Annotated in this window: 16 protein-coding genes; 7 read left to right on the forward strand and 9 right to left on the reverse strand. The window is 52.9% G+C overall.

Annotation, left to right across the window (positions count from 1 at the left end; genetic code table 11):
* Positions 1-784: 784 nt before the first annotated feature.
* The 3 genes from MKX70_RS31160 to iolG all read right to left on the reverse strand — a co-directional run bounded on the left by MKX70_RS31160 (position 785) and on the right by iolG (position 4,315).
* Complete coding sequence (locus tag MKX70_RS31160) at positions 785-1,795, reverse strand: LacI family DNA-binding transcriptional regulator (RefSeq protein ID WP_042233795.1); 1,011 nt, start codon at positions 1,793-1,795, stop codon at positions 785-787.
* A 607-nt stretch (positions 1,796-2,402) separates the two neighbouring features.
* On the reverse strand, positions 2,403-3,233 hold the full coding sequence (gene iolB / locus MKX70_RS31165; protein ID WP_042233792.1) for a 5-deoxy-glucuronate isomerase: 831 nt from the start codon (positions 3,231-3,233) through the stop codon (positions 2,403-2,405).
* Positions 3,234-3,271: 38 nt separating this feature from the next.
* Positions 3,272-4,315 carry an inositol 2-dehydrogenase gene (gene iolG / locus MKX70_RS31170; protein WP_042233790.1) on the reverse strand — a complete coding sequence of 348 codons (1,044 nt, stop codon included), beginning with the start codon at positions 4,313-4,315 and terminating at the stop codon, positions 3,272-3,274.
* A gap of 213 nt (positions 4,316-4,528) precedes the next feature.
* Here iolG and MKX70_RS31175 point away from each other — a divergent pair, with 213 nt between their 5' ends.
* The 4 genes from MKX70_RS31175 (at position 4,529) to MKX70_RS31190 (ending at position 7,495) form a co-directional block, all read left to right on the forward strand.
* Complete coding sequence (locus tag MKX70_RS31175; RefSeq protein ID WP_340841494.1) at positions 4,529-4,963, forward strand: GNAT family N-acetyltransferase; 435 nt, start codon at positions 4,529-4,531, stop codon at positions 4,961-4,963.
* A gap of 60 nt (positions 4,964-5,023) precedes the next feature.
* A complete protein-coding gene (locus MKX70_RS31180) occupies positions 5,024-5,833 on the forward strand; it encodes an alpha/beta hydrolase family protein (RefSeq protein ID WP_340841495.1) in 810 nt (269 codons plus the stop codon).
* A 200-nt stretch (positions 5,834-6,033) separates the two neighbouring features.
* The gene (locus MKX70_RS31185; protein ID WP_042233782.1) at positions 6,034-6,489 is read left to right on the forward strand and encodes a DinB family protein; all 456 of its coding nucleotides are present in this window, start codon (positions 6,034-6,036) and stop codon (positions 6,487-6,489) included.
* Positions 6,490-6,547: 58 nt separating this feature from the next.
* A complete protein-coding gene (locus MKX70_RS31190; RefSeq protein ID WP_042233780.1) occupies positions 6,548-7,495 on the forward strand; it encodes a phosphotransferase enzyme family protein in 948 nt (315 codons plus the stop codon).
* A gap of 336 nt (positions 7,496-7,831) precedes the next feature.
* Here the strand turns inward: MKX70_RS31190 and MKX70_RS31195 are convergent, their stop codons facing one another.
* Positions 7,832-8,971 carry a glycoside hydrolase family 88/105 protein gene (locus MKX70_RS31195; RefSeq protein ID WP_042233777.1) on the reverse strand — a complete coding sequence of 380 codons (1,140 nt, stop codon included), beginning with the start codon at positions 8,969-8,971 and terminating at the stop codon, positions 7,832-7,834.
* Between the two features lie 17 nt (positions 8,972-8,988).
* Positions 8,989-12,120, reverse strand: coding sequence for an alpha-mannosidase (locus MKX70_RS31200; protein WP_340841496.1), 3,132 nt, complete (start codon positions 12,118-12,120; stop codon positions 8,989-8,991).
* A gap of 192 nt (positions 12,121-12,312) precedes the next feature.
* On the opposite strand from MKX70_RS31200, the gene MKX70_RS31205 reads away from it, so the two are divergent.
* Positions 12,313-13,224: a helix-turn-helix transcriptional regulator gene (locus tag MKX70_RS31205; RefSeq protein ID WP_042233773.1), complete on the forward strand. Its 912-nt coding sequence runs from the start codon at positions 12,313-12,315 to the stop codon at positions 13,222-13,224.
* Positions 13,225-13,560: 336 nt separating this feature from the next.
* On the opposite strand, the gene MKX70_RS31210 is transcribed toward MKX70_RS31205, so the two are convergent.
* A complete protein-coding gene (locus MKX70_RS31210) occupies positions 13,561-16,383 on the reverse strand; it encodes a glycoside hydrolase family 3 C-terminal domain-containing protein (protein ID WP_340841497.1) in 2,823 nt (940 codons plus the stop codon).
* A gap of 180 nt (positions 16,384-16,563) precedes the next feature.
* On the reverse strand, positions 16,564-17,475 hold the full coding sequence (locus tag MKX70_RS31215; RefSeq protein ID WP_052416096.1) for a helix-turn-helix domain-containing protein: 912 nt from the start codon (positions 17,473-17,475) through the stop codon (positions 16,564-16,566).
* 136 nt (positions 17,476-17,611) lie between these two features.
* Between MKX70_RS31215 and MKX70_RS31220 the strand changes: the two genes are divergently transcribed.
* Positions 17,612-18,829 (forward strand): sugar efflux transporter, encoded by a 1,218-nt coding sequence (locus MKX70_RS31220; protein WP_340789425.1) that lies wholly within the window; start codon positions 17,612-17,614, stop codon positions 18,827-18,829.
* 14 nt (positions 18,830-18,843) lie between these two features.
* Complete coding sequence (locus tag MKX70_RS31225; protein WP_042233766.1) at positions 18,844-19,266, forward strand: response regulator; 423 nt, start codon at positions 18,844-18,846, stop codon at positions 19,264-19,266.
* A 75-nt stretch (positions 19,267-19,341) separates the two neighbouring features.
* Here the strand turns inward: MKX70_RS31225 and MKX70_RS31230 are convergent, their stop codons facing one another.
* Together MKX70_RS31230 and MKX70_RS31235 are read right to left on the reverse strand one after the other, a co-directional pair.
* Complete coding sequence (locus tag MKX70_RS31230; protein WP_042233764.1) at positions 19,342-20,040, reverse strand: SDR family oxidoreductase; 699 nt, start codon at positions 20,038-20,040, stop codon at positions 19,342-19,344.
* 30 nt (positions 20,041-20,070) lie between these two features.
* The gene (locus MKX70_RS31235; RefSeq protein WP_042140871.1) at positions 20,071-20,526 is read right to left on the reverse strand and encodes a VOC family protein; all 456 of its coding nucleotides are present in this window, start codon (positions 20,524-20,526) and stop codon (positions 20,071-20,073) included.
* Positions 20,527-20,976 lie beyond the last annotated feature (450 nt).

The raw sequence follows: 20,976 nt of genomic DNA on the forward strand, positions 1-20,976 counted from the left end.
TGTTTTTTTGTTTGTTTGGTTGTCGATTGAATAGTTGAATAATTGGCCAGTTGATCTTTCTCAGAAAGTTATTTTCTTTTCGGGGGGAGGGTAAGCGCTTAACCTAATTTTCCTCTTTAGTATAGATTAGAACAAGGCATTTGGCAATCCTCAATTTGAAAGCGATAACAACCTTGGAAATTGCACACCACTGAACCGTTATCCTCTTTTGAAAGGACAGGGTTATTTCAGTTAATGGGAGGATGCTGAGCGGAATTGAGAGAACGTTGAAGGATAGGTTGATGAGACTCTGGGGAGAAGCGCCAGGGGGAGAAGCTGGGAACGCCGGGACGACGAGAGAACACCGGGGGATTCCGGCTCTCCCAGTAAACAAGTGGAAAAATGTATCTTAATCCGCCGATTTTCGAGAGATGGACCGAAACAAGTGGATAAATAGCATCTACTGGCGGCAGTTTCTCTACTTTGGGGATTTTATGCTAATTTAAGTGTCATTTATCCAACTACTGTTTTGGCAGCGTCCATTCGTTCATCAGCAAGTGGAGAAAATCCAACTAATTCCTGATTACTCTCACTTCCAGACTATCCAGCCCCCTCTGGGCATCTTTGGCCTCCGTTTCAGCAAAAGACCCCACAAAGTGGGGTCTATCCTTGAAATATAGAATTTATATGCTTCGCGCAATAAATATTTCTTATCCTTCTCGCTGAAACGGAGGCCGTATTGTTGAAGGACGGCGCGCTGTTTCTGCTTGAGGGTCTCACGGGTGCTGCCCAGCCTATGAATTCCTTATTGCGGAACCGGGCCTGTAGAATGGCGGATTACCAGTTCCGGCATCAGCATAATCTTCCGCTTGGGGCTGGCCGGATTACTGATCGATTCATTCAGCAGAATCATCGCCTGCTCTGTCATCTCGCGCAAAGGCTGGGCGATACTGGTTAATGTGGGATGGCAGATTTCTGCCAGCACCGTATTGTCGAAGCCTACTACAGACAGGTCGCGGGGAATGGACAGGCCGGCACTGCGCGCCTCCTTGAGCACCCCGATCGCCAGCAGGTCATTGCAGGCAAAGATGGCTGTAGGGCGGATTTCTGTGGCCTGATTCAGCATCTCTGCTGCTGCTGTCCGCCCGTTCTCCAGCGTAGCCGAGGTGTGTATCATATTCGCCGGATTGTCACAAGCAATTCCCCCCGCCTTCAGCGCATCAAGGAAACCTTCCACACGCAGCTTGCTCCCCGGCAGATTGTCGGAGATTATCCCCAGCCTACGGTGGCCGAGGGACAGTAAATATTCTGTTGCCTGATAGCCGCCTTTATAATCATCCACCGTGACACTGTTGCTCTCCAAGCTGCGGATATCTGCTGAGAACAGCACGAGCGGCACATGATCGGCCACCATCCCACGAATCAGCTCAGGATTCCCGGGATGGGAAGCAATGATCAGGCCGTCCACCCGTTTGCGCAGCAGCAGCGAGATATACCGTGCGGCCTTCTCATCACTGCGGTCCGTACTGCACACGATTAAGTCACTGCCCTGTTCCTGGGCATAATCCTCGATACCACGGGCTGTCTCAGCAAAAAAAGGATTGGCAATATCGGGAATCATCAGCCCGATGGTCCCTGTCCGGCGGTTGGTCAGGGCGGAAGCTACCATGCTCGGCTGATAGTTCAGCTCCGCCATGACCCGCCCTACCTTTTCCCGCGTATTGACACTGATCCGTCCGCTCTTATTCAATACCTTGGACACGGTAGCGATGGAGACTCCCGCTTCCCGTGCCACATCATAGATCGTAGGTTTCATCGTTATTAAGCCCGCCTTTGCGTTCTTGCCTTCTTATAACTCGATTATAAGGAAGTCCTCCGGCGGTGTCTATCTAACAGGCATGCTGCCTCCTCCGCAAAATAGAGACCGCAGAAACTCAGACTTGTCTGCATTCGGCTTCCTTGTTCTGCATTCGGCTTCCTCCTTATTGAAATCCTGTCCAGATTAAAATCCTGACCAGAATACAACATTCCTTCACCAAAATCAGCTCTAATCCATAATTGTTGCATCAAAAGCAAGATTTCACCTTCACTATGCGATCATAGCAAGACTATTCTTGTATTCTCTGCAACATCTCTTCCATGCACCCGGCTGGCTATCTATGAACACAAATTGCAATAACCACTGTATTTCAGCATTTCACTATTTCACTATTCACTATTTCGCTCCCAGAGTATCACCGCTCGATCAAGCCGCCCCGGCACTTCTTCGGATGTGAACCGCTGAGCTTATCTATAATTTGCTTATCCCCGCATCAAAAGGCCCCCGCTACGCGGAAGCCCCAGATTAATCTATTAACTTGCCTCGCGGGCTCCGTTCAATTTCCCCTCCCGGACTCCGCTTAATCTTCCCTCCCGGACTCCGTTCAATCTTCCACAGCAGCCGCGCCCTGCCCCGACTTGAACAGCCATTCATGATCTGGATCATTATGGAATACCCAGGTGCGGACCGGACCCGCCATCACGTTAAGATAATACGAATCATAACCCGGCGGCGCAGAGACGGGGTGATACCCTTCCGGAACAAGCACGATGCTCCGGTCGGTTACAGCCAGAGTCTCGTCTAGGCTGCGGTCGTCATTGTAGACCCGCTGCACCACAAAGCCATGGGCGGGATTCACCCTGTGATAGTAGGTTTCCTCCAGATAGGATTCCTCCGGCAGATTATCGCGGTCATGCTTATGCGGCGGATAGCTGGACCAGTTGCCGCCGCCCGTGCGCACCTCCACCACCAGCAGACTCTCAGCTACACTCTGCTCAGGCAGGATATTAACGACCCTGCGCGACATACTGCCATACCCCCGATCCTCTGCAACCGCATCGGATGGCGTAATCAGCCGGGCCGGGTATTTGCCCGTTCCCGGAGCAAGACAGGCTGCAAGCTCCAGCTCTGTCAGTGCTGTAACCTTGTAATTCGCTCCCGCCGGAACATACACAGCGTATGGTGCCATGTCTTCAAAGACCGACATACGCCCGCCGATACCCGCGAACAGCTCGCCATCCACCCGGATATCCGCCTTGCCCGCAAGCAGTACCAGACAGACCTCGTTCCCTTCTGCCCTGCGGTCCAGTGTATCCCCGGCCTGCAATTGGTACACCTCAAATCCTACATACTTCCACCCGGCACTCTCCGGGCTGACCGCAGCCACAAGTCCATCCTGGTCTGGCGCTCCAGCCTTAATGATTAGTTCGGACATCTTCCTCATCCTCCTCTGTCTTCAAGGTTTGCATCCGCTTACAAGGCTTGCATCTCCGATAGTCCCGCTCCTGCAGCAGACAGCTTGACCGGAAGCCCGCTCACATAGGATGCTCTGGCTGCTTCGGCTATCAGCTGTGCTGCTTGACCGTCGCGGCCGCTGCAGATCAGCGGCTCCTGCAGCCGTACCGAACGGGCAAACGCGGCAATCTCATCCATGAACGCCCGATTATAGCGCTCCAGGAAGAAATGCTCCGGCTGGTCGCGGGTAACCGAAGTAGCGGTGGACACCTCCACTGTCGTCGGACGGCAATTGTCGGCAGTCGCCGAACCGAGCGTGCCGAATACCTCCACCCGCTGGTCATAGCCGTAGACAGCCTTGCGGCTGTTATCAATCACGCAGATTGCTCCGCTCTCGAAGGTCAGTGTGATGACGGCTGTGTCCACATCCCCGCAGCGGCCGAACATTGGATCAATCAGGTTCGCCCCCCGGGTGTAGACCTCAGCCACTTCCCCGTCCATCAGGTAGCGGGCCATATCGAAATCGTGAATCGTCATATCCATGAACATGCCGCCCGAAGAGCGCACATAAGACTCACCGGGAGGCTGCGGATCACGCGAGGTGATCTTCACAATATGCGGGCTGCCCAGCTCCCCGGACTCAACCAGCTGCTTCAGCTTACGGAAGCTGGGGTCCATCCGGCGGTTGAAGCCGACCTGAAGCAGCACGCCTGCTTCCTCTGCAATCTGTAATGCCCGAAGGGTCTCTTCCGATGACAGACTGATCGGCTTCTCACAGAATATATGCTTCCCGGCAAGCGCAGCCCGCTCAATCCACGAAGCGTGTGTATCCGTCGGTGTACAGATGAACACCGCTTCAATCTCGGAGTCATTCAGAATATCTTCACCCGCTGCAAAAACAGAGCCAAGCCCCCGGCTCTCCGCCCAGGCCAGCAATTCATCACTCATCATTGCTTCTGCAATGGACTTCAGCTTGAACGACGGCATCGCACGCAGATTATCCGCGTGCAGGCGCCCGATTCTTCCCGCGCCGATAATGCCAACTACAATCGGATTTACCATGTTCGCTTATCCTCCTCAGAGGGTAAGCGCTTAACCTTCCCGAGAATAGTATACTTCATGCTCCCGGATGCTTCAAGCAAATCTTTTACCCGGCTCCTCTAGGATAAGGCGAAGAGACAGGATAGCTTAAGTTTAGATGTTTTTTACAGCTTGATACTGGAATTCAATGGTACAATTAAGTTATTACATTGCTTGCTTGAAGGAGTGTTGCCAATGGAATTGCAGATCGTTAACGGGCCGGAGACAGACCACCACAAGTCTTATGTGACCAACAAGATGATTGAATTTAATCTCAAGCATTTCCCTGATGAGTTGAAGGGCAGATACCAGGAAGTGAACCTGCTATTACAAGATACGGCTGGACATATTTACGGCGGATTGGTCGGTGAGATATGTTGGAACTGGTTAGAGGTGCACTATCTTTTTGTGGAAGAGGCCTGCCGGACATTCGGATACGGTAAGAAACTGCTCTCAGCAGCTGAAACAATGGCTAAGGAGAAAAAATGTGATTTCATCAAATTAGACACCTTGAGCTTTCAGGCATTGGACTTCTACCTGAAGCAAGGCTTCGAGGTATTTGGAACGATACATAACGCTGGCGGCTACTCTCACTATTATTTGACCAAAGAAATCTCTCAAAAAAGCTAACTGGGAATACCCGATTGGAAATTGATTTTGCTCAAAAGAGCTGGTTTAAGGAGTGTTGAAATGATCGGGAGGACCATAAGAGTTCTGGAGGGCAACCCCAGATTTGTAATTAGTGTTTTTTATCCAGCCTCCGGGGGAGCCTCTGTCAGTGGTATAGACTTATACGCACCCTGCCAGGCGGAGGCCGCTGCGGTCTTAACGGAGATGGGCGTTAATCTTGACAACCTGAATATTACCAGTGTTATAACAACAAGTGAGTCGTTGACTATAAAAAAGGGAGGATACCCCGTCATCCTTATATCGCCTGGCTTCGGTGTGGAACGCGATATGTATCTTGGGATCATTGCTAAGCTAATCCCCAGAGGATTTATGGTTGTTACTATCAGTGCTCCGCATGAGTCCGTGTTCACCGTATTTCCAGACGGCGGCACGATCAAGCAAGCGGCAGCAATAGCAGAATTAGCAAGCAATGACTATGCTGGCTGGTCCCGTCTCCTGGAAAGCCGCGCCCACTTAATAACCGCCGTTCTGGAATATATGGATACGCTTAACCGCTCCGACTCAGAGCTTGCAGGCCTGTTCGATATAGGTAAGGTTGCTGCAATGGGGCATTCACTTGGGGGTGCAGCTGTTCTCGAAGTCGCCAAGCACGATAATCGGATCAAGGCTGTGATCCTTCTTGATCCCAGTTTTCACCTGATACGCCGTGATAACAGTGTGTCATCGGTTCCGGTTTTACTGCTTCGGCAAGAGACATCCCGCTTCATTCTGGTGATAACCATGCAGCTCCAATTCATGACGTTACTGCAGAAGCTGCAGCCGCATTCGTGGAGGCCGTTTTTAATAGGGGTGCTGTGCCTCGCAATGTAGCATTTCTGCCTAGCGAAGCCCTTGTTCCAATCAACTCAGAGGGTGATCCTGTAGTAACTATATTCTAGGAAGGAAGCTGCATTTTTAACTACTATATTTGCAGATGAAATCGTGCGTTTTGAGCATAACGATAGGATGCTTCGCTCGGATATGATGTTGCCGGAGATTGGGGAATTCGAACATAAAGAGGAGGAAACGAAATGAAAACGATAAAGTCCATGCTGGATCACCTGTACTGGGCGGACGGCCGGATCTTGGACGCGCTGGAGGCGAGTGACACGAAGAATAAAGAGCTGCTGAAGCTGGTACGGCACATCGCAGTCGCAGAGCGGGTATGGCTGTCCCGGTTACAGGGTCAAGGCAGCGCACAATATTCATTGTGGGAGGAAGCTGAAGACCTGACGGCAATCCGGAAGATATTTGAAGAGAATGCTGAGCAATACCGCATCTATATCGAAGGGCTGGAGGAATCCGGGCTGGACAAGATGATTGATTATGCCAACCAGAGCGGAGTTCCGTTCCGAACATCCGTCCGGGATATCCTGTTACAGGTCCTTTTACATGGGCAATATCACCGGGGACAGATTAACCGGGCGCTTCGGATGGATTCGGCAGAGCCTGCTCCAGTCGATTACATCACGTTTGCAAGGCTCTAATTTCCCCATAACACGTTGATGCTCATTACGCAGGAGGAACATATGGGGGGATTAACTTATGGAAGAACGAATATTGTTATTTTTAAACGAGACCTACCAAGTAGAGTTCTATAAGATTGAAGCAGTAACCAATGAAATGTACCGTTGTCACTCCCGAAAGGGTATCTTCTACGTCCGAATAACAAATTACAAGACCTATGAAGAACAATTAGAAGAGCTTAAGTGGACCCATTATTTATTCCACCAAGGTGTAGGTGTCGCAGAGATTGTACCCTCGAGCAAGGGTTCATTTCTTGAACCTTTAAGCCTGGACGAAGAACAGCTGTGCGTTGTATTTAAGGCTGCACCCGGAATCCATCTGCCGCGGACAGAGTGGAATGAAGCTGTATTTAGAGTGCTTGGACAACAAATCGGCAGGATGCACCGGGTCAGTAAAGGATATATGAATGCTGAAGCTACTGTAACTATTCGTCATTGGTATGAAAGTAAAGAATACGATTTCCTCAAATATATTCCTGTAGAAGAGAAGTCCATACGGGAGATTGCAGCCGGCGTGGTAGCCCAAATTAAAGAGCTGCCGCAGGATCAAACCAATTACGGCTTAATCCACGGTGACCTGTGGCTGGAAAATATCCTTGTAGACCGCGACTCTGCACTAACCATGATTGACTTTCAAGATTGTGAACAGCATTTCTATATATACGATTTAGTTGTGCCGATCTATTCTGCACTGGAGTACTCCTTCATGGGCGGCGGAAATCTGAGGGATTACGAGCGATCCATTACTAAGGCGCTGCTCGAAGGATATCAGGAGGAGTATAACCTCTCTTCTGAGATGCTTACGAAATTCCCGTTATTTCTGAAGCTTAAAGAATGTTTCGAATATAATCAGATGCATAGGTACTGGAACTTCAAAGAGCTAAGCGAGGCTGAGGTTCGAATCCTGAACTTATATAGAAACAAGATCGAAACCAGATGGGGCACAGGCGCTTTGGATGAACAGTGAATGCGAAACGAGGTAATAGTATGAAGATCAGAGCGTTAACTACAGGTGAACAGCCCCCAAGAGAATTGCTTTTGTCGGCGGACCCTTCCCCGAAGCTTGTTGATGAATATACCGAAAGAGGGCATTGCTTCGTCGCTGAGGCGGATAGCCGTGTAATCGGGGTGTATGAAGCGCTATTTGAGAATGGGATCCAAGTTGTCGATAGGATACGCCTGTCTCAAGATCTATAGCTTGTACAAAAAAGTGGCAGCCGAAGACGATTCTCCCGTCCTTAGCTGCCGCTTATACAGACTCATTTCTCTTGCGCTCCGCCTGTTCTACAAATCCGCCTTCGCCTCAGCAGTAAGGCAGAGCCTCGCCCAGTGCAACCAGCGCCATCGCCTGGCCATAGGCCATAGGGGCAATAACAATCGCTTTGTAATCCTCCTTAGCAGCACCGATTGGAGTACCGCTCGATACGCCAAGCACGGTGCCTTCGCCATCAATCTGATCCAGCACAGCCTGGATCGCTCTCAGCGCCGGTTCCGCATAAGCTCCCGGCAGCATTCCGGTGCGTACACCGTTCAGAATACCGGCGGCAATGGCGGCCGAGCCGGACGTCTCGGTATAACTGTCCGGATCATCCAGCAGCGTATGCCACAGTCCACCCTCGCTCTGGCAAGCCAGTAAGGCGTCTGCCTGGGCCTGCAGGATCTGCTGGAGATACGTGAAGATCCCCTCTGCCAGATACGGGCGCATCAGCTCCAGATATTCCGGCAGGCCGAGTGTGAACCAGCTATTGCCGCGGCACCAGAAGGCTTCGCTGAAATTATGCCGCTGCTCACAATGCCAGCCATGGAAGAACAGGCCGGTTTTTTTGTCATACAGATATTTAATGTGCAGCAGCAATTGATGCAGCGAGGCTTCCCGCCACTGCGGGTTATCATGCTTCACTCCCATTTTGGCCGTGAACAGAATCGCCATGAACAGCGTATCGATCCAAAGCTCATTCTCATGGAGTGAGACTTCATGCTTCTCCGCACCTGTGGTGACATGCTGATACCCTTGCTCCAGTGTCCGGGGCAGGCCATGCATCAGCCAATCCATCCATTCAAGACTCAGCTCCCCGGCCTCCTCCAGTTCCATCAGTGATAAGAGCGGAGCGGTTGTATTGATGTTCCGGCTGGGCAGGCCTTTCCCCAGTTGACGGGCCATCCACGGCTTGGTGTAAGCCTCATAACGGCCGTCCCCGAAATGCCGGTCAAGCTTTTGCAGACCATACAGCCCTACCCCCTGCGGCCAATCCCATTCCTCCATCCCGAAGTCACGGGCAAAATAACGATGCCGTCCCGCTCCTTCCACCTGCTTCTGCAATTCCGTTTCGTTGTCCGGCCGGCTCAGCCTCATCAGCTTATCTGTAACCAGGTCCAGCTTACGGAGCAGCTCCACTCTATTAATAGTGCTTCCATACACCTTCAGGTTCTGTCCTGCTTCCATGCCGCTATGCTCCCCTCTCATGCTTGCGCCCCGCGCAGCTTCATTCTGAATGTCCGGATCTCATAAGGCTTAATCTGGAAGGACAGCTCCGCTTCCTGCCAGGCTCCGAACGGCTCCTCCATCAGATTGCATTCCTGCCAGGAGGCAATGGAATATGCGCTCTCCACCGTGATCTGCGTCCGGGAACCGGCATATTCATGCAGCCGCAGCACCACATCGTTGCCGTCTTCCGAGCGCTTGATGGCATCCACCATTACATGTGCGCCTCCGATATTAAGCAGCGGCGCTCCCGCCAGCTCTCCTGCAACGGTGCGCAGCGGATTATTCAGCTCCCACGCCTCCTGGACTACCCCGCCTTCCACAAAATCGCCAGTATGCGGATAAAGGGCATACGTAAAGGCATGATGCCCCTGATCCTGCTCAGGATCGGGATGAACCGCCGATTTCAGCAGCGTCAGCCGCAGTACGCTATCCTTGATGTCATAGCCATATTTGCAGTCATTGAGCAGCGCTATGCCATACCCCTTCTCGCTGATATCCGCCCACTGATGGCCTACCGTTTCAAAGCGGGCAACATCCCAGCTCGTATTCCAGTGAGTCGGGCGCTTTACATTGCCGAACTGAATATCATAGGTAGCTTCCAGCGCATGAATATCCACCGGGAAGGCCACCTTCAGCAGTTGGTTATGTCCGTGCCAGTCCAGCTCTGTGCGGAAATCAATCCGGGCGGTATCCCGGTAGAAGAGGATGTCCTGGGTTACCGCTGTGCGGTGATAGGTCCAGCTCATGCGCAGCACAGCCCGCAGCGGACCGTTCTCGGTCAGCTCACAGCCGGTCAGCTGTGAGATCTCCGTCATCTTTTCCTGGTAAAAAATATCAATATCCCACGCCTCAAAGTCCAGCGGCTTATCTTCGAACACCTGAAGCACATTGCCCCGCTGCCCTGGAGCCAGCAGCTCACGGCCGCTCCGCCGGTCAAGCATCGAAGTGAACTGGCCCTGCTCATTCCACACCACCTCCAGGAGCGGTGTTGTCAGCGTGTTGCCGGATACGGCTGCAAGCGGCTGAACCTGTTCCTCCCGGGATGCCTCCTCTGCATGTCCGGGTACGACCTGCAGGACTGCCGTGCCTAGTGCAGGCACCGACGGAACATACACCAGCACTCCGCCGTCTGCCGTTTGCTGCTGCATCAGCCGGTTCCCGTCCGCGTCATGAACCTGTACGCTGTCTGCGGCCTCTGCGGGAATCAGTGCATACCGCGGACGGTTCCAGTTGGAGCTGTTCAGCAGGGTGACCCGGCTGCCAGTCTCTCCTTCAGCCGCGCCGTTAATCAGCGCCAATGAACGTGTCTCTCCTTCCGCATATTCAAGGTCGCTGTCCTCGTAGACCTCCTGGATGGACGAGCCGGGGATGATGTCATGGAACTGATTGCGCAGCAGAATCTCCCAGATTCCCGCCAGTTCAGCCGCAGGATATACCGATTGCAGATTCCCCCGACTTACCCCGGTCAGCGTATACAGCCACTCCGCATCACGCAGCAGCAGCTCCAGGCGGCGGTTGTACTTCTTGTTGCGGGCTTGCGAGGTATACGTTCCCCTGTGGCATTCGAAATACAACTCGCCATTCCAGGTATGCACGAATGCCTCTGCATTCCCGATCCGTTCATGCAGTCCGGTGAAATAGTCCCCGGCACTGCCCGTCTCAATCTTCGGAATGCCCGGAAGCTTGTTGAAGCGCCGGCGAAGCTCCAGCATCTCCCGTGTAGGTCCTCCGCCCCCATCGCCCCAGCCGTAGGCAAACATCAGGTGATCATTGATCTCCTTGTCCTGATAGGAATTCCAGATCCCGCGCAGCAGCGCCGCCGTCATCCGGCCGTTATACGTATATTCAGCCCCGTCCTTCTCTGAGGTGGTGATGAAATGCGTGAGCACCTCCGAGCCGTCCATCCCCCGCCACCAGAAGGTGTCATGCGGCATCCGGTTGAACTGGTTCCAGCTGATTTTGGTGGTCATGAAGGTATCAATGCCCGATTTGCGGAGAATCTGCGGCAGCGCCCAGCTATACCCGAATACATCCGGCAGCCAGAGGTATTTGCTCTCGACTCCGAATTGTTCACGGAGATAGTGTTTGCCCGTCATGATCTGGCGGACCAGCGACTCACCGGACGGGATGTTACAATCGGCCTCCAGCCACATTGCACCTTCCGCCTCCCAGCGTCCCTCCTTCACCTTCTCCGAGATCCGCCCGAACAGCTCAGGATAATCCTGCTCCAGGTAGGCGTATAGCTGCGGCTGTGTCTGCAGGAACTGGTACTCCGGGAATTCCTCCATCAGCCGCAGAACGGTGGAGAAGGAGCGGGCAGTCTTCTCACGGGTATGTTTGAGCCGCCATAGCCAAGCAACATCAATATGGGTATGGCCTACAGCCGTAAGCGTTACGTCAAAAGTCTGCGGCATAACCTCTACCGCCTGATTCAGACTGGAGCCTGCCTCGTACAGCGAGGTGATATGCTCCGGCGAGCCGGGCTCCGACCAGTCGATCAGGCGGAAGGCGTCGTTCAGCGCTTTTTTGAGCCACTGCTTCTCCGGCTGGTCTCTGCCCAGGTAACGGAAGGCATCCAGCGCGGCCTTCGACATATAGAACAGATCGTCAATTCTCTCGTCCAGGTAGCCGATGAAGGCTTCGCTGATCCGGTGATCCTGAATCTTGGGACGCCCGCCGCCTTCAAGCCCCGACCACAGCCGGAAGACCAGCTCTACCGTCTGCCCGCCCCATTCATCACCGAAGATCACCTCTCTATGGTTATTATCTACGCCCTGGTAAGGCGATCCGTTCACGAACAGCAGCGATTCAAAGCCGGAGTTATTGAAGTCCCCGGTCTTCCCGAAGTCAAATCTGCCGGCGATTCTGAAGCCTGCCTGACTCTGGGGCATTACGATCACTGTACGCAGCCAGACATAACGGTCCCGCCCGCGCCAATGCTCCTGAAGTCTGATTATGCCATCAAAGGAGACGGCCTCCGGGTATACGCCGTTAGCCCCTTCCTCATCCTCCGCGAACGCAAACTCTGTAAGCTCAAGAACCCTAAGGTATCTGTATTTGTCCACCTCGGCCTGGCGCTTGATCAGCTTTTCTTCTGTGAATAACATCTCATCACTCCTTGTATCCGCTTTCATATCATCACTATAGCAAACCCTCCGCCTCAAAAACTACCTTACTTTTGCTGTATTTCGCCCTGTACATTGCATATCTTGCTTTTTCGGGCCTATAATATACAGGTAATTGGTAAGTAGTACGCAGTTACATCTTTTGGGATAACGGCAACGGTGAGGAGAGAGGTTATGCTTGAAAGCGACCTGTTGTATGAGCAAGGATATAGCGTCCGTATGAATACTCCGGCTGATCCGCTGTTTTATTATTTTGACTACGATCAGCGGTCCCACGACATTAATATGGAGTTTCAGCATGATCATGCTTTTTATGAGATCCACATACTGCTCGATTCCAGCGCCACGCATATTATTGAGGGTAATGTTCATGCCCTGCAGCAATATGATATTGTTCTGCTCGCCCCGTACCGGCTGCATATGACCCAGTATCCCGCAGGGCCGCCGCATAAGCGGCTGATCATCAACTTCAACATGCCCGGGAATATCCCCGGACTTGAGGCCGCTTACCATACCATGCTGCAACCGTTCGCCGGGGAGGTTCCGATCTACCGGTTCACAGGCGTTCCGCGCAGTGCCGTGTTCGAGCCGCTGAATGCCATTTTCACCTTGTCTCACAACGACTCGCCGCTGAATCCGGTGCTGATACACAGCCTGTTCCAGCAATTTCTGTGCAGCCTATCCCAGCAGTGCGGCCAGAATGCTTATGTGCTGGAGGAGATCGGAAACGCGATGATGCAAAAAATCTATTCGATCACTGCCCGTATCCACAGCCATTACAGCAGCGAGCTGTCCCTGGATTCTATCTCCAAGGAATTCTATATCAGCCCTTATTACCTGTCCCATCAGTTCAAAACCGTTACCGGCTTCACTCTGACGGAATACATTCAGATGACCCGCGTCCGCAAAGCCCAGCAATTGCTGCTGCATACCCGTCAGAAGATCTCTGACATTGCCGGACAATGCGGATTCAACAGCTTCTCACAGTTCAACCGCATCTTCAATAAGCTCAGCGGCATGTCACCCTCCGCATTCCGTAAGCAGCAGAGTTTGTCCGGCGGGGCTTCGTCCACGCTGTCGTATTGATTCAGGCGGATCATGCAACAAGCAAGTGGATCAACTTAAGCACTTGGGTGGACGCTGCGCGAACGGACCGATGTTCCAATCGCTGTGGTCTCCAGATTTTTTTCATTCCCCTTAGCGGTGAAAATCCGGAGACCAAGGCGAACGCATTCGCTTTTCCACATTCGTTCCGTCCTCTCCGCTGTTTGAGCGGGATACGAAACCCCTTGTTGAAACACAAAAAAAATCGCCTTTTTGGTAAATGGAGGTACCACCCAACCATTTCAAAAAGAGCGATTTCTTTGTACATTCAATAGTCCATAGACCAATTTTCCTTACCAATTCTACTTGTGGGACCTTCTACACTGTAAACTGAATACGGCTGAGCAGAACCTCACCCTTAAATACAAGGTACACATCGGCCGTTCCGGCATCCACGCCTGCGATGGCGCACTGGCTATGCCACTGCTGAACCCCGCCTGCCGGAATCTCCAGCGTTGCTGCCAGCTTGCCGGACGAACCGCCGGTTCTGACCTCAATGCTGCCGCCATTCACGGAAGACACGAGCACTTCGACGCCAGCCGCGCCTTTGGCAAACTGTACATTATGGAAGGCAATCCAGGCCCCGTCCTTCACCGGACGTACCGAAGCTCCGCCTGCCTTGCATTCATCCAGGAACACCGCTTCATAATCATCGTAGTTCTCGGCTTTGACGGCTGTGTACAGGTTACGCGCCGGTACCGTGTCGCCGTGTACTCTAATCTTGGCCGACAGCTTAATATCGCCGGAGGAACGGCCCACAAGAATGTTGTATTCTCCGTCTTCTACACAGTATTGTTCACGGCTTACATCCCAGAAGGCGAGATCAGACACCGGCAGAGCAAAGGCTACGGTCTGCGATTGTCCTGCGGCCAGATGGATTTTGTCAAAACCCTTCAACTGCTTAAGCGGGCGTCTGATCCGGGTTGACAGGGACTGCACATACACCTGAACCACTTCAGCGCCGTCTACGCTTCCACTGTTCTCCAGCTCTACCGTCAGGCTGATCATGCCGTCCTCCTGCACTTCTTTTGCTGCCAACGACAGCTTGTTGTAAGCCACCTGCGCATAGCCCAGACCATGGCCGAACGGATACAGCGGCTCCCCGTCGAAGTACATGTAGGTTCTTTTGCCTTGGATGATGTCGTAGTCCATGAATTCCGGAAGCTGATCCACGGAGCGGTACCAGGTCATATTCAGTCTGCCGGACGGGCTATAATCACCGAACAGGACCTCTGCCACCGCGTTGCCGAGCTCTTGTCCGCTGTGGGAGGTGTACAGCACTGCCGGGATATGCTCATCGATCCAGGTGGAAGAGATCGGATAGCTGCCGACAATCACCACTACCGTATTCGGATTGGCGGCATAGACCGCCTTAACCAGGTTCTCCTGTTCTAGGGGCAGCACGATATCCGGCCGGTCGATCTCTTCCTTCCCGTTCAGCAGCGGGTGGTTGCCGACGAATACAACTGCGACCTCAGCAGCCCGGGCCGCTTCTACCGCAGCTTCTATGCCGTTCACTACAACTTTCTTATGGAATAGAGCTGCTGCGGCAGACGTCTCTTCTTCAGCAGCGCGGATGGTTCCGTCCTCGGCGCCAATAATCAGCGGCTTATTATTCCAGGTCCGCAGGGATACTGCACCCTCTGCTTCGGGCACCAGATTCAGCGATTCCTTCACATACCAGCCGTAGATTTCATCAGCGGAAGCTGTCAGTGTGCCGGCATCCGTCAGGGTGACATATTGTCCCCGGCTTGTGGCCTCCAGGGTATTCGCGGTCCAGCCCCAAGCCGTATGGCGGAACAATTCTCCGCGCTCCGGCTTGTCATGCAGCACAGCCAATCGTCCATCTTCGCCGGTAATGCCCACCGTCCGGCCGCTGGCCGCTGAGGTTAAGAGAATCCGGTCACTGCCGCTCTCGAAGGAGACCTGCTTGCCTGCCAGCTTCTTGGTCACTCCCTGCAGAGGTGTCACCCCATAAGGCAGTGTGCCGGAATACCAGTCTCTGAAGGCTTCGTCCCCAAGCGGGCCGATGACAGCTACCTTGGACAGCGCGGATGCACTCAGCGGGAGGGCTGCATGGTCATTCTTCAGCAGGACAATAGATTCCTTGGCCGCTTCAAGAGACAAGTCGCTATGCGCTTTACTGAGAATAACGGAATCATCAATTGCCGCATAAGGATTACCTTCCTCCGGATCAAATTCACCCAGACGGAAGCGGATGCGGAAGGTGTTCGCCAGCGCGCGGTCCAGATCTTCCTCGGTCAGCAGGCCTTCACGGAGCGCCTCATGGATGACTTTAATGGTCTCCTCCGTCTCTTCGGTTACACTGTCAATCCCGTTCTTGATCGACTCGGCCATCGACTGGGCGAATGAATCGTAATATTTATGATCCTTCACAATCCCGAACAGGTCCCCGGCATCGCTTACAATGAACCCATCCATTTCCCATTCGCCCTTCACAATCTCCATCACGGCCGGGTGCAGGATAACCGGCACGCCATTCACGGAGTTGTAGGCGGTCATCATGGATTGTGCTCCGCCTTCCTTGAAGGCCGGCTTGAACGCTTCCAGATAATATTCACGCATGTTCCGCGGATCAATGCTGGATGAAGCCACACCGCGGTCGATTTCATTGTTGTTGCCGAGGAAGTGCTTAAGGGTTGCTACCGCTTTCAAATACACCGGATGATCGCCCTGGATGCCTTTTACAAGTGCGGTGCTCAGCTGGCCCGTCAGCTCAGGATCTTCCCCGTAGGCTTCCTCTGTTCTGCCCCAGCGCGGGTCCCGCTCCATGTCCACGGTCGGTGCCCATAGAGTCAGGCCGTTAACGGTTGGATTCTTCCGGTAGAACGCCCGGGCCTCATCGCCGATCGCTGAACCGATCCGCTGCAGCAGCTCCGGGTTCCAGGTGCAGGCCAGTCCGCTTGGCTGCGGGAATGAGGTTGCTTTGCCCAGCCACGAAATCCCGTGAGCCCCTTCCGTACCATGCTTGTAACCGCCTACACCAAGACGGTCAATAGCCGCCTGGTATTGCGGCATCAGACTTACCTTCTCCTCCAGCGTCAGCCGGGAGAGCAGATCCTGAACACGTTCATTCAGCTGTACTTCAATTTGTCTAAACGGATATGTAGCTGTTTCCATGAATATTCGCTCCTTCAATCTTAATGATAACGGTTTCATCACATCCAAAGCCAGGCGTTCACAGTCCTCCGCACAGCCCGGTTGTTCTATCCTTCCTCATCATAAAAGATTAGCGCTTACAGCAACACCTGAACAATTGACATAAAAATCAGTTCATAATTAGAGAATCGTCAGCTGAAATCAGGAGCTGCCGGGCTGCGGGGAATCTCCGTGCGGATAATGAAACTTCAGCGCATCAGCCGACAATCCGGTAAATTTAAGGTCTCCGCTCGTAATTACATAATCCCCTTCCGGCTTGTTCTCCAGCGGCCGCTTGCGGATCTCTTTGGGGGAGATGCCGTACCTGGCCTTGAATACTTTGTGGAAATAGGAATAGGTCGCGAAGCCGCAGGCATTCGCAATATTCTCCAGACTGAAGTCGGTATAGCGGATACGCTCCAGGGCGTTCGACAGCCGGATTTCCTGCGTGTATTGAATAATGGTATACCCTGACAGCTCTTTGAAAAGATGCACCGCACGCGACACGCTGAGCCCGGCATGATCCGCAACATCCTCTACCCGCAGCGGACTGAGCGCATGCTCGTTAATATAGCGGTGCATTCTCATCACCATTTCATTGGACCGCTTCGGCGCATCCTCAACATTGGCGGCTTCCACCGACAAGCGGTCAAGCGACAGGCAGAGCGCGCAGAGCAGATGGCGGATCAGCTCCGGGCTGTCCTGGACGATCCGGTGCTGCTCTATGCTGAGCTGCTGCCAGAGGGACAGCATGCCGGCATCCAGATGGATCCGCTGATGCAGCAGACGGGGCTGCGATTCCCACCACTGCTGAATCCACGAGCCTTCACAGAGCAGATAATAATCGCCGCTCTCGATCCTCCCGTCCATTTCCTCCACCACCAGATGATAAGGCTCTCCGGGCTGGTAGATGAGCAAATCCCCGGGTTGAATTCTTGTCATTCTCCCGTTGACTAGCGCCTTGCAGCTGCCCACCACCTGCAGCCGGAAGAGGAAAAACGGCGGGGGAGTAAAGGAGGTTTTGAAGGGCAGCGTATGAAAAGAATACGCGCAGGCATGCAGTCTCACGTCCACAATCGTCACCATCCCAGCCAAATAGTATATTTTTATGATCAGATAAAACATTCAATATTCGCAAATAATTAACTATACTATAACCAAATCAAAGATAAGTCCGCAAGCTTATACCGAAAGGAACTGCACTGCCTCCATGTTAAAAAGAACCTATGCCCTGCTTCTGATTCCAACCTATCCGATATTCTTGCTCTGCATGCTGCTGCAGGGAATGGCCATCTCAATCAGCGCCCCGTTCCTGGCTGTCTACTTCACGGAAGAGCTTGGCGTATCCGCCGGAACCTTTGGAATCTTCACTGCCGTGACGCTCATCAGCGGTGTCGCTCTAAGTATGCTGATTGCCAAACGCTCGGATACCGGCCTGAGCCGCCGCAAGCTTATGGTCATCTGCATGACGTTTAATGCCATCGCTTTTGCCGGATATATATTTATCCATGACTTCTACCCGCTGCTGATCTATATGACTGTGTTCACCGCAGCCGGCGCTCCGGCGATGCCGCAATTATTCGCTAGTAGCAGGGAAGCTGTGAACGCCAGCGCATCCGCTGACCATGCCTTTGCCAATTCTACCTTACGCTCTATGTTCTCACTCGGATTCATTAGCGGTCCGCTGGCAGGAGCCGTTCTGCTGGACCATTTCGGATATCAGGGTGTGTTCCTGTCTACCACCATAATTTTCTTACTGAATGCGCTGCTTGTGTTTAGTTTCGTACGTTCATCCGCAACCGCAGCCGTCAGACAGGCCCGCACAAGTGTACACAAGCCGGTACGGCTGCACCGGAATACCCGGGTGCTGGTACCTTTTCTCGTCCTGACTTTGCTCTATGCCGGACACTGGGCCAATAACCTGAACATTTCACTATTCATCATCAATACGCTTGGAGGCAATACGCAGAATGTCGCTTCGGTTGCGAGTATATGCGCATTGCTGGAAATTCCGTTCATGTTCATGCTTGGCTTGTTATCCGCCAAATATTCTAACAAGACGCTGATGGGCTGGGGAATCGTGCTCGGTGCAGTCTATTACCTGCTGGTGCTTGGGGCTGGAGAGCTGTGGCAGCTCATTGCCGGACAGGTGCTGCTGGCTTTCTTCGTAGCCGTAATCTCCGCGATTGGAATCAGCTATATCCAGGACCTGCTGCCGGACCTCCCGGGCTACGCATCAACGCTGTATACCAATGCTACAACGATCGGCAGACTGACCGGAAGCCTGGCAGGCGGAGCCGCCGCACAGTGGGTAGGCTACCGGCATTCTTACTGGCTGTGCCTGATCCTTATTGTAGGTTCACTGGGACTGCTGTTATGGCCGCAGCGTTCCCCGGAAGAGAAAATCACCCATCAAATGGCATCCTGACAGGAGGCATTCCTATGCAAATACTACTCATTGACGATAACCCTCATGTACGTGATCGCCTAAAGCACATGCTGGAGCAGCTCTTCCCCGAAGCGGCGGATATTCTGGAATCCGGCTGCGAGCCTTCTGCCCTGCGGCTTATTCAGAAGCATAGACCTGAACTCATTATTACAGATGCCAGGCTGCTGCTGCTGAGCGAAGCCATGCCGCTGGACCAGTGGTATGATCAGCAGACAAACGGCAGAATCATCGTCACCAGCAGCCATGAATTTGTCCTGAAGGCCTTCTGCCAGGGCGGCATCGATTCTCTGCTGAAGCCCATTGAACTTGGGGAGCTGGAAGACATGCTGCTGCTTGGATCAGCAGGGATGAGCAACGGTTATAATCATCCCTATCTCGAACAAGCGGAGCTCCAGCGCTCAGACCAGATGATATGACCTATAATTACGGCAGCACGCAAAAAGAGACCGGCGGTGAACGATCCGCTGATCTCTTTTTCAATATATATAAGTCTAAATCTCCATATCCTTACCCGTGTAATCCACGAACCTGAAGTGCCCCTCCGGCGCGGTGCGCTGCTCAAGCAGACTGATAATACCTTCGGCACTGGTGCGCGGGCTCGTTGGCGCTTTCGCCCCGCCCATATCGGTGGGCATCCAGCCGGGATGCACGCTTAGTACATGTACACCACGCTCTTTCAGGGTAACATGCAGCTTCTGCGAGAACATATTAAGTGCTGTCTTGGAGATGGTGTACGGGTAGCTGCCCGGGTAAGCATTCGTAATGCTGCCTGCCTCGGACGAGATGTTGATGATCGAAGCCTCCGGCTCTGTAAGCAGCGGCAGGAAGTGCTTGACCACCCGCATCGGCCCATACAGATTAATATCCAGCGCAAGCTGCATCTCAGCAATGTCCAGCTCTTCAAGCGGGGTGTCTGAGGCATTCAGCACGGCAGCATTGTTAACAATGGAGCCCAGCGCGCGCCCCTCTTCCTTCAGGCTGGCAGCAAGCGCTGCGATCCCCTCTTCGTCCGTAACATCGAGCGCAGCCACCGTCAGCTTGTCTCCATAATCTGCGCTAAGCCCGGACAATGCGTCTTGCCCCCGGCGGGGGTCACGCACACCGGCAATGACTGAATGTCCGTGTTCCAGCGCTATCTTAACGAGATCCAATCCCAGTCCCCGTCCGGCCCCGGTAATCAGTATATTCATATGATCATTCCTCCTCTATGACACTCTTACTTATTTATCGTTCTCCAGCAGCTCCAGGATCACCTTCAACTCTTTGAACGTATCCATATAAGCATAACGTCCTCCGGTGTACTCCCCCTTCTGTTGAAGCGGGAAGCCCTTGCCTTCGAGCAGCATAATCTTCTCCTTCATTCCCTCTACTGCAAAAGCAATGTGGTGAAGCCCTTCTCCGTGCTCATTCAGATAGTCGCGCCATGTGCTAGGCTGATGATCCGGTTCAATCAGTTCCAGCTGCAGGGAGCCCATATCGAAAAAAGCAAGCTTCGCCCGAGCCTCCGTCGCCCCGCCATTATAGTTAGTCTGAGCAATATCTGCCGTATCTGTAATGCCGATCTCCGGTTTCTCGATGCCAAAGAAGTCCGCATACGCCGCGCTTACCTTCTCGATATCATTCACCAGAATTCCAATCTGCGTAATGAAGTGATTCCCAAGCAATCCTGACATCAGGCTATACCTCCTTCTATTCTGACCAGACTACCATACCCAAACGATGAAAGGGCTGTCAAGCCTGGCACAGAGATGCTTCCCGGTAAAAAACAACAGATTTTGCTCTTCAGAGCAGCGAATCCTCGCACTTCAAGTGTCTGTGCCGCAAGAATCACCGACTTAACCCTCTGGATGTGCCGGAGACCCGGTGACTGCCGACTAAAGTAATGAGCCGCTCTGAATTCCTGCACAGAATACAACATTCTGCCCGTCAAATCCGCCGTAAGCGGGAATTATTGTACGAAATGCAGCAATTCTCCCCATCCAAGCTGATTAATGAAACATTCTTGTATTTCCTACAACAATCTGCTCAAATACTCCGGCATCTACGGGCTAGAGTTGCAAATTTATACAACAATTCTCCAGTCGTCAACTTGAGTGGGCCTCATTATCAGCAAATTATATAAGGCA

The sequence above is a fragment of the Paenibacillus sp. FSL R7-0312 genome (genome assembly GCF_038004445.1).
Classification (GTDB): domain Bacteria; phylum Bacillota; class Bacilli; order Paenibacillales; family Paenibacillaceae; genus Paenibacillus_AQ.

What these genes read in the sequence shown, in the direction of transcription:
- MKX70_RS31160 (WP_042233795.1), bottom strand. Translation starts at nt 1,795, where the DNA reads ATGAAACCTACGATCTATGATGTGGCACGGGAAGCGGGAGTCTCCATC.
- iolB (WP_042233792.1), bottom strand. Translation starts at nt 3,233, where the DNA reads ATGTCCGAACTAATCATTAAGGCTGGAGCGCCAGACCAGGATGGACTT.
- iolG (WP_042233790.1), bottom strand. Translation starts at nt 4,315, where the DNA reads ATGGTAAATCCGATTGTAGTTGGCATTATCGGCGCGGGAAGAATCGGG.
- MKX70_RS31175 (WP_340841494.1), top strand. Translation starts at nt 4,529, where the DNA reads ATGGAATTGCAGATCGTTAACGGGCCGGAGACAGACCACCACAAGTCT.
- MKX70_RS31180 (WP_340841495.1), top strand. Translation starts at nt 5,024, where the DNA reads ATGATCGGGAGGACCATAAGAGTTCTGGAGGGCAACCCCAGATTTGTA.
- MKX70_RS31185 (WP_042233782.1), top strand. Translation starts at nt 6,034, where the DNA reads ATGAAAACGATAAAGTCCATGCTGGATCACCTGTACTGGGCGGACGGC.
- MKX70_RS31190 (WP_042233780.1), top strand. Translation starts at nt 6,548, where the DNA reads ATGGAAGAACGAATATTGTTATTTTTAAACGAGACCTACCAAGTAGAG.
- MKX70_RS31195 (WP_042233777.1), bottom strand. Translation starts at nt 8,971, where the DNA reads ATGGAAGCAGGACAGAACCTGAAGGTGTATGGAAGCACTATTAATAGA.
- MKX70_RS31200 (WP_340841496.1), bottom strand. Translation starts at nt 12,120, where the DNA reads ATGTTATTCACAGAAGAAAAGCTGATCAAGCGCCAGGCCGAGGTGGAC.
- MKX70_RS31205 (WP_042233773.1), top strand. Translation starts at nt 12,313, where the DNA reads ATGCTTGAAAGCGACCTGTTGTATGAGCAAGGATATAGCGTCCGTATG.
- MKX70_RS31210 (WP_340841497.1), bottom strand. Translation starts at nt 16,383, where the DNA reads ATGGAAACAGCTACATATCCGTTTAGACAAATTGAAGTACAGCTGAAT.
- MKX70_RS31220 (WP_340789425.1), top strand. Translation starts at nt 17,612, where the DNA reads ATGTTAAAAAGAACCTATGCCCTGCTTCTGATTCCAACCTATCCGATA.
- MKX70_RS31225 (WP_042233766.1), top strand. Translation starts at nt 18,844, where the DNA reads ATGCAAATACTACTCATTGACGATAACCCTCATGTACGTGATCGCCTA.
- MKX70_RS31230 (WP_042233764.1), bottom strand. Translation starts at nt 20,040, where the DNA reads ATGAATATACTGATTACCGGGGCCGGACGGGGACTGGGATTGGATCTC.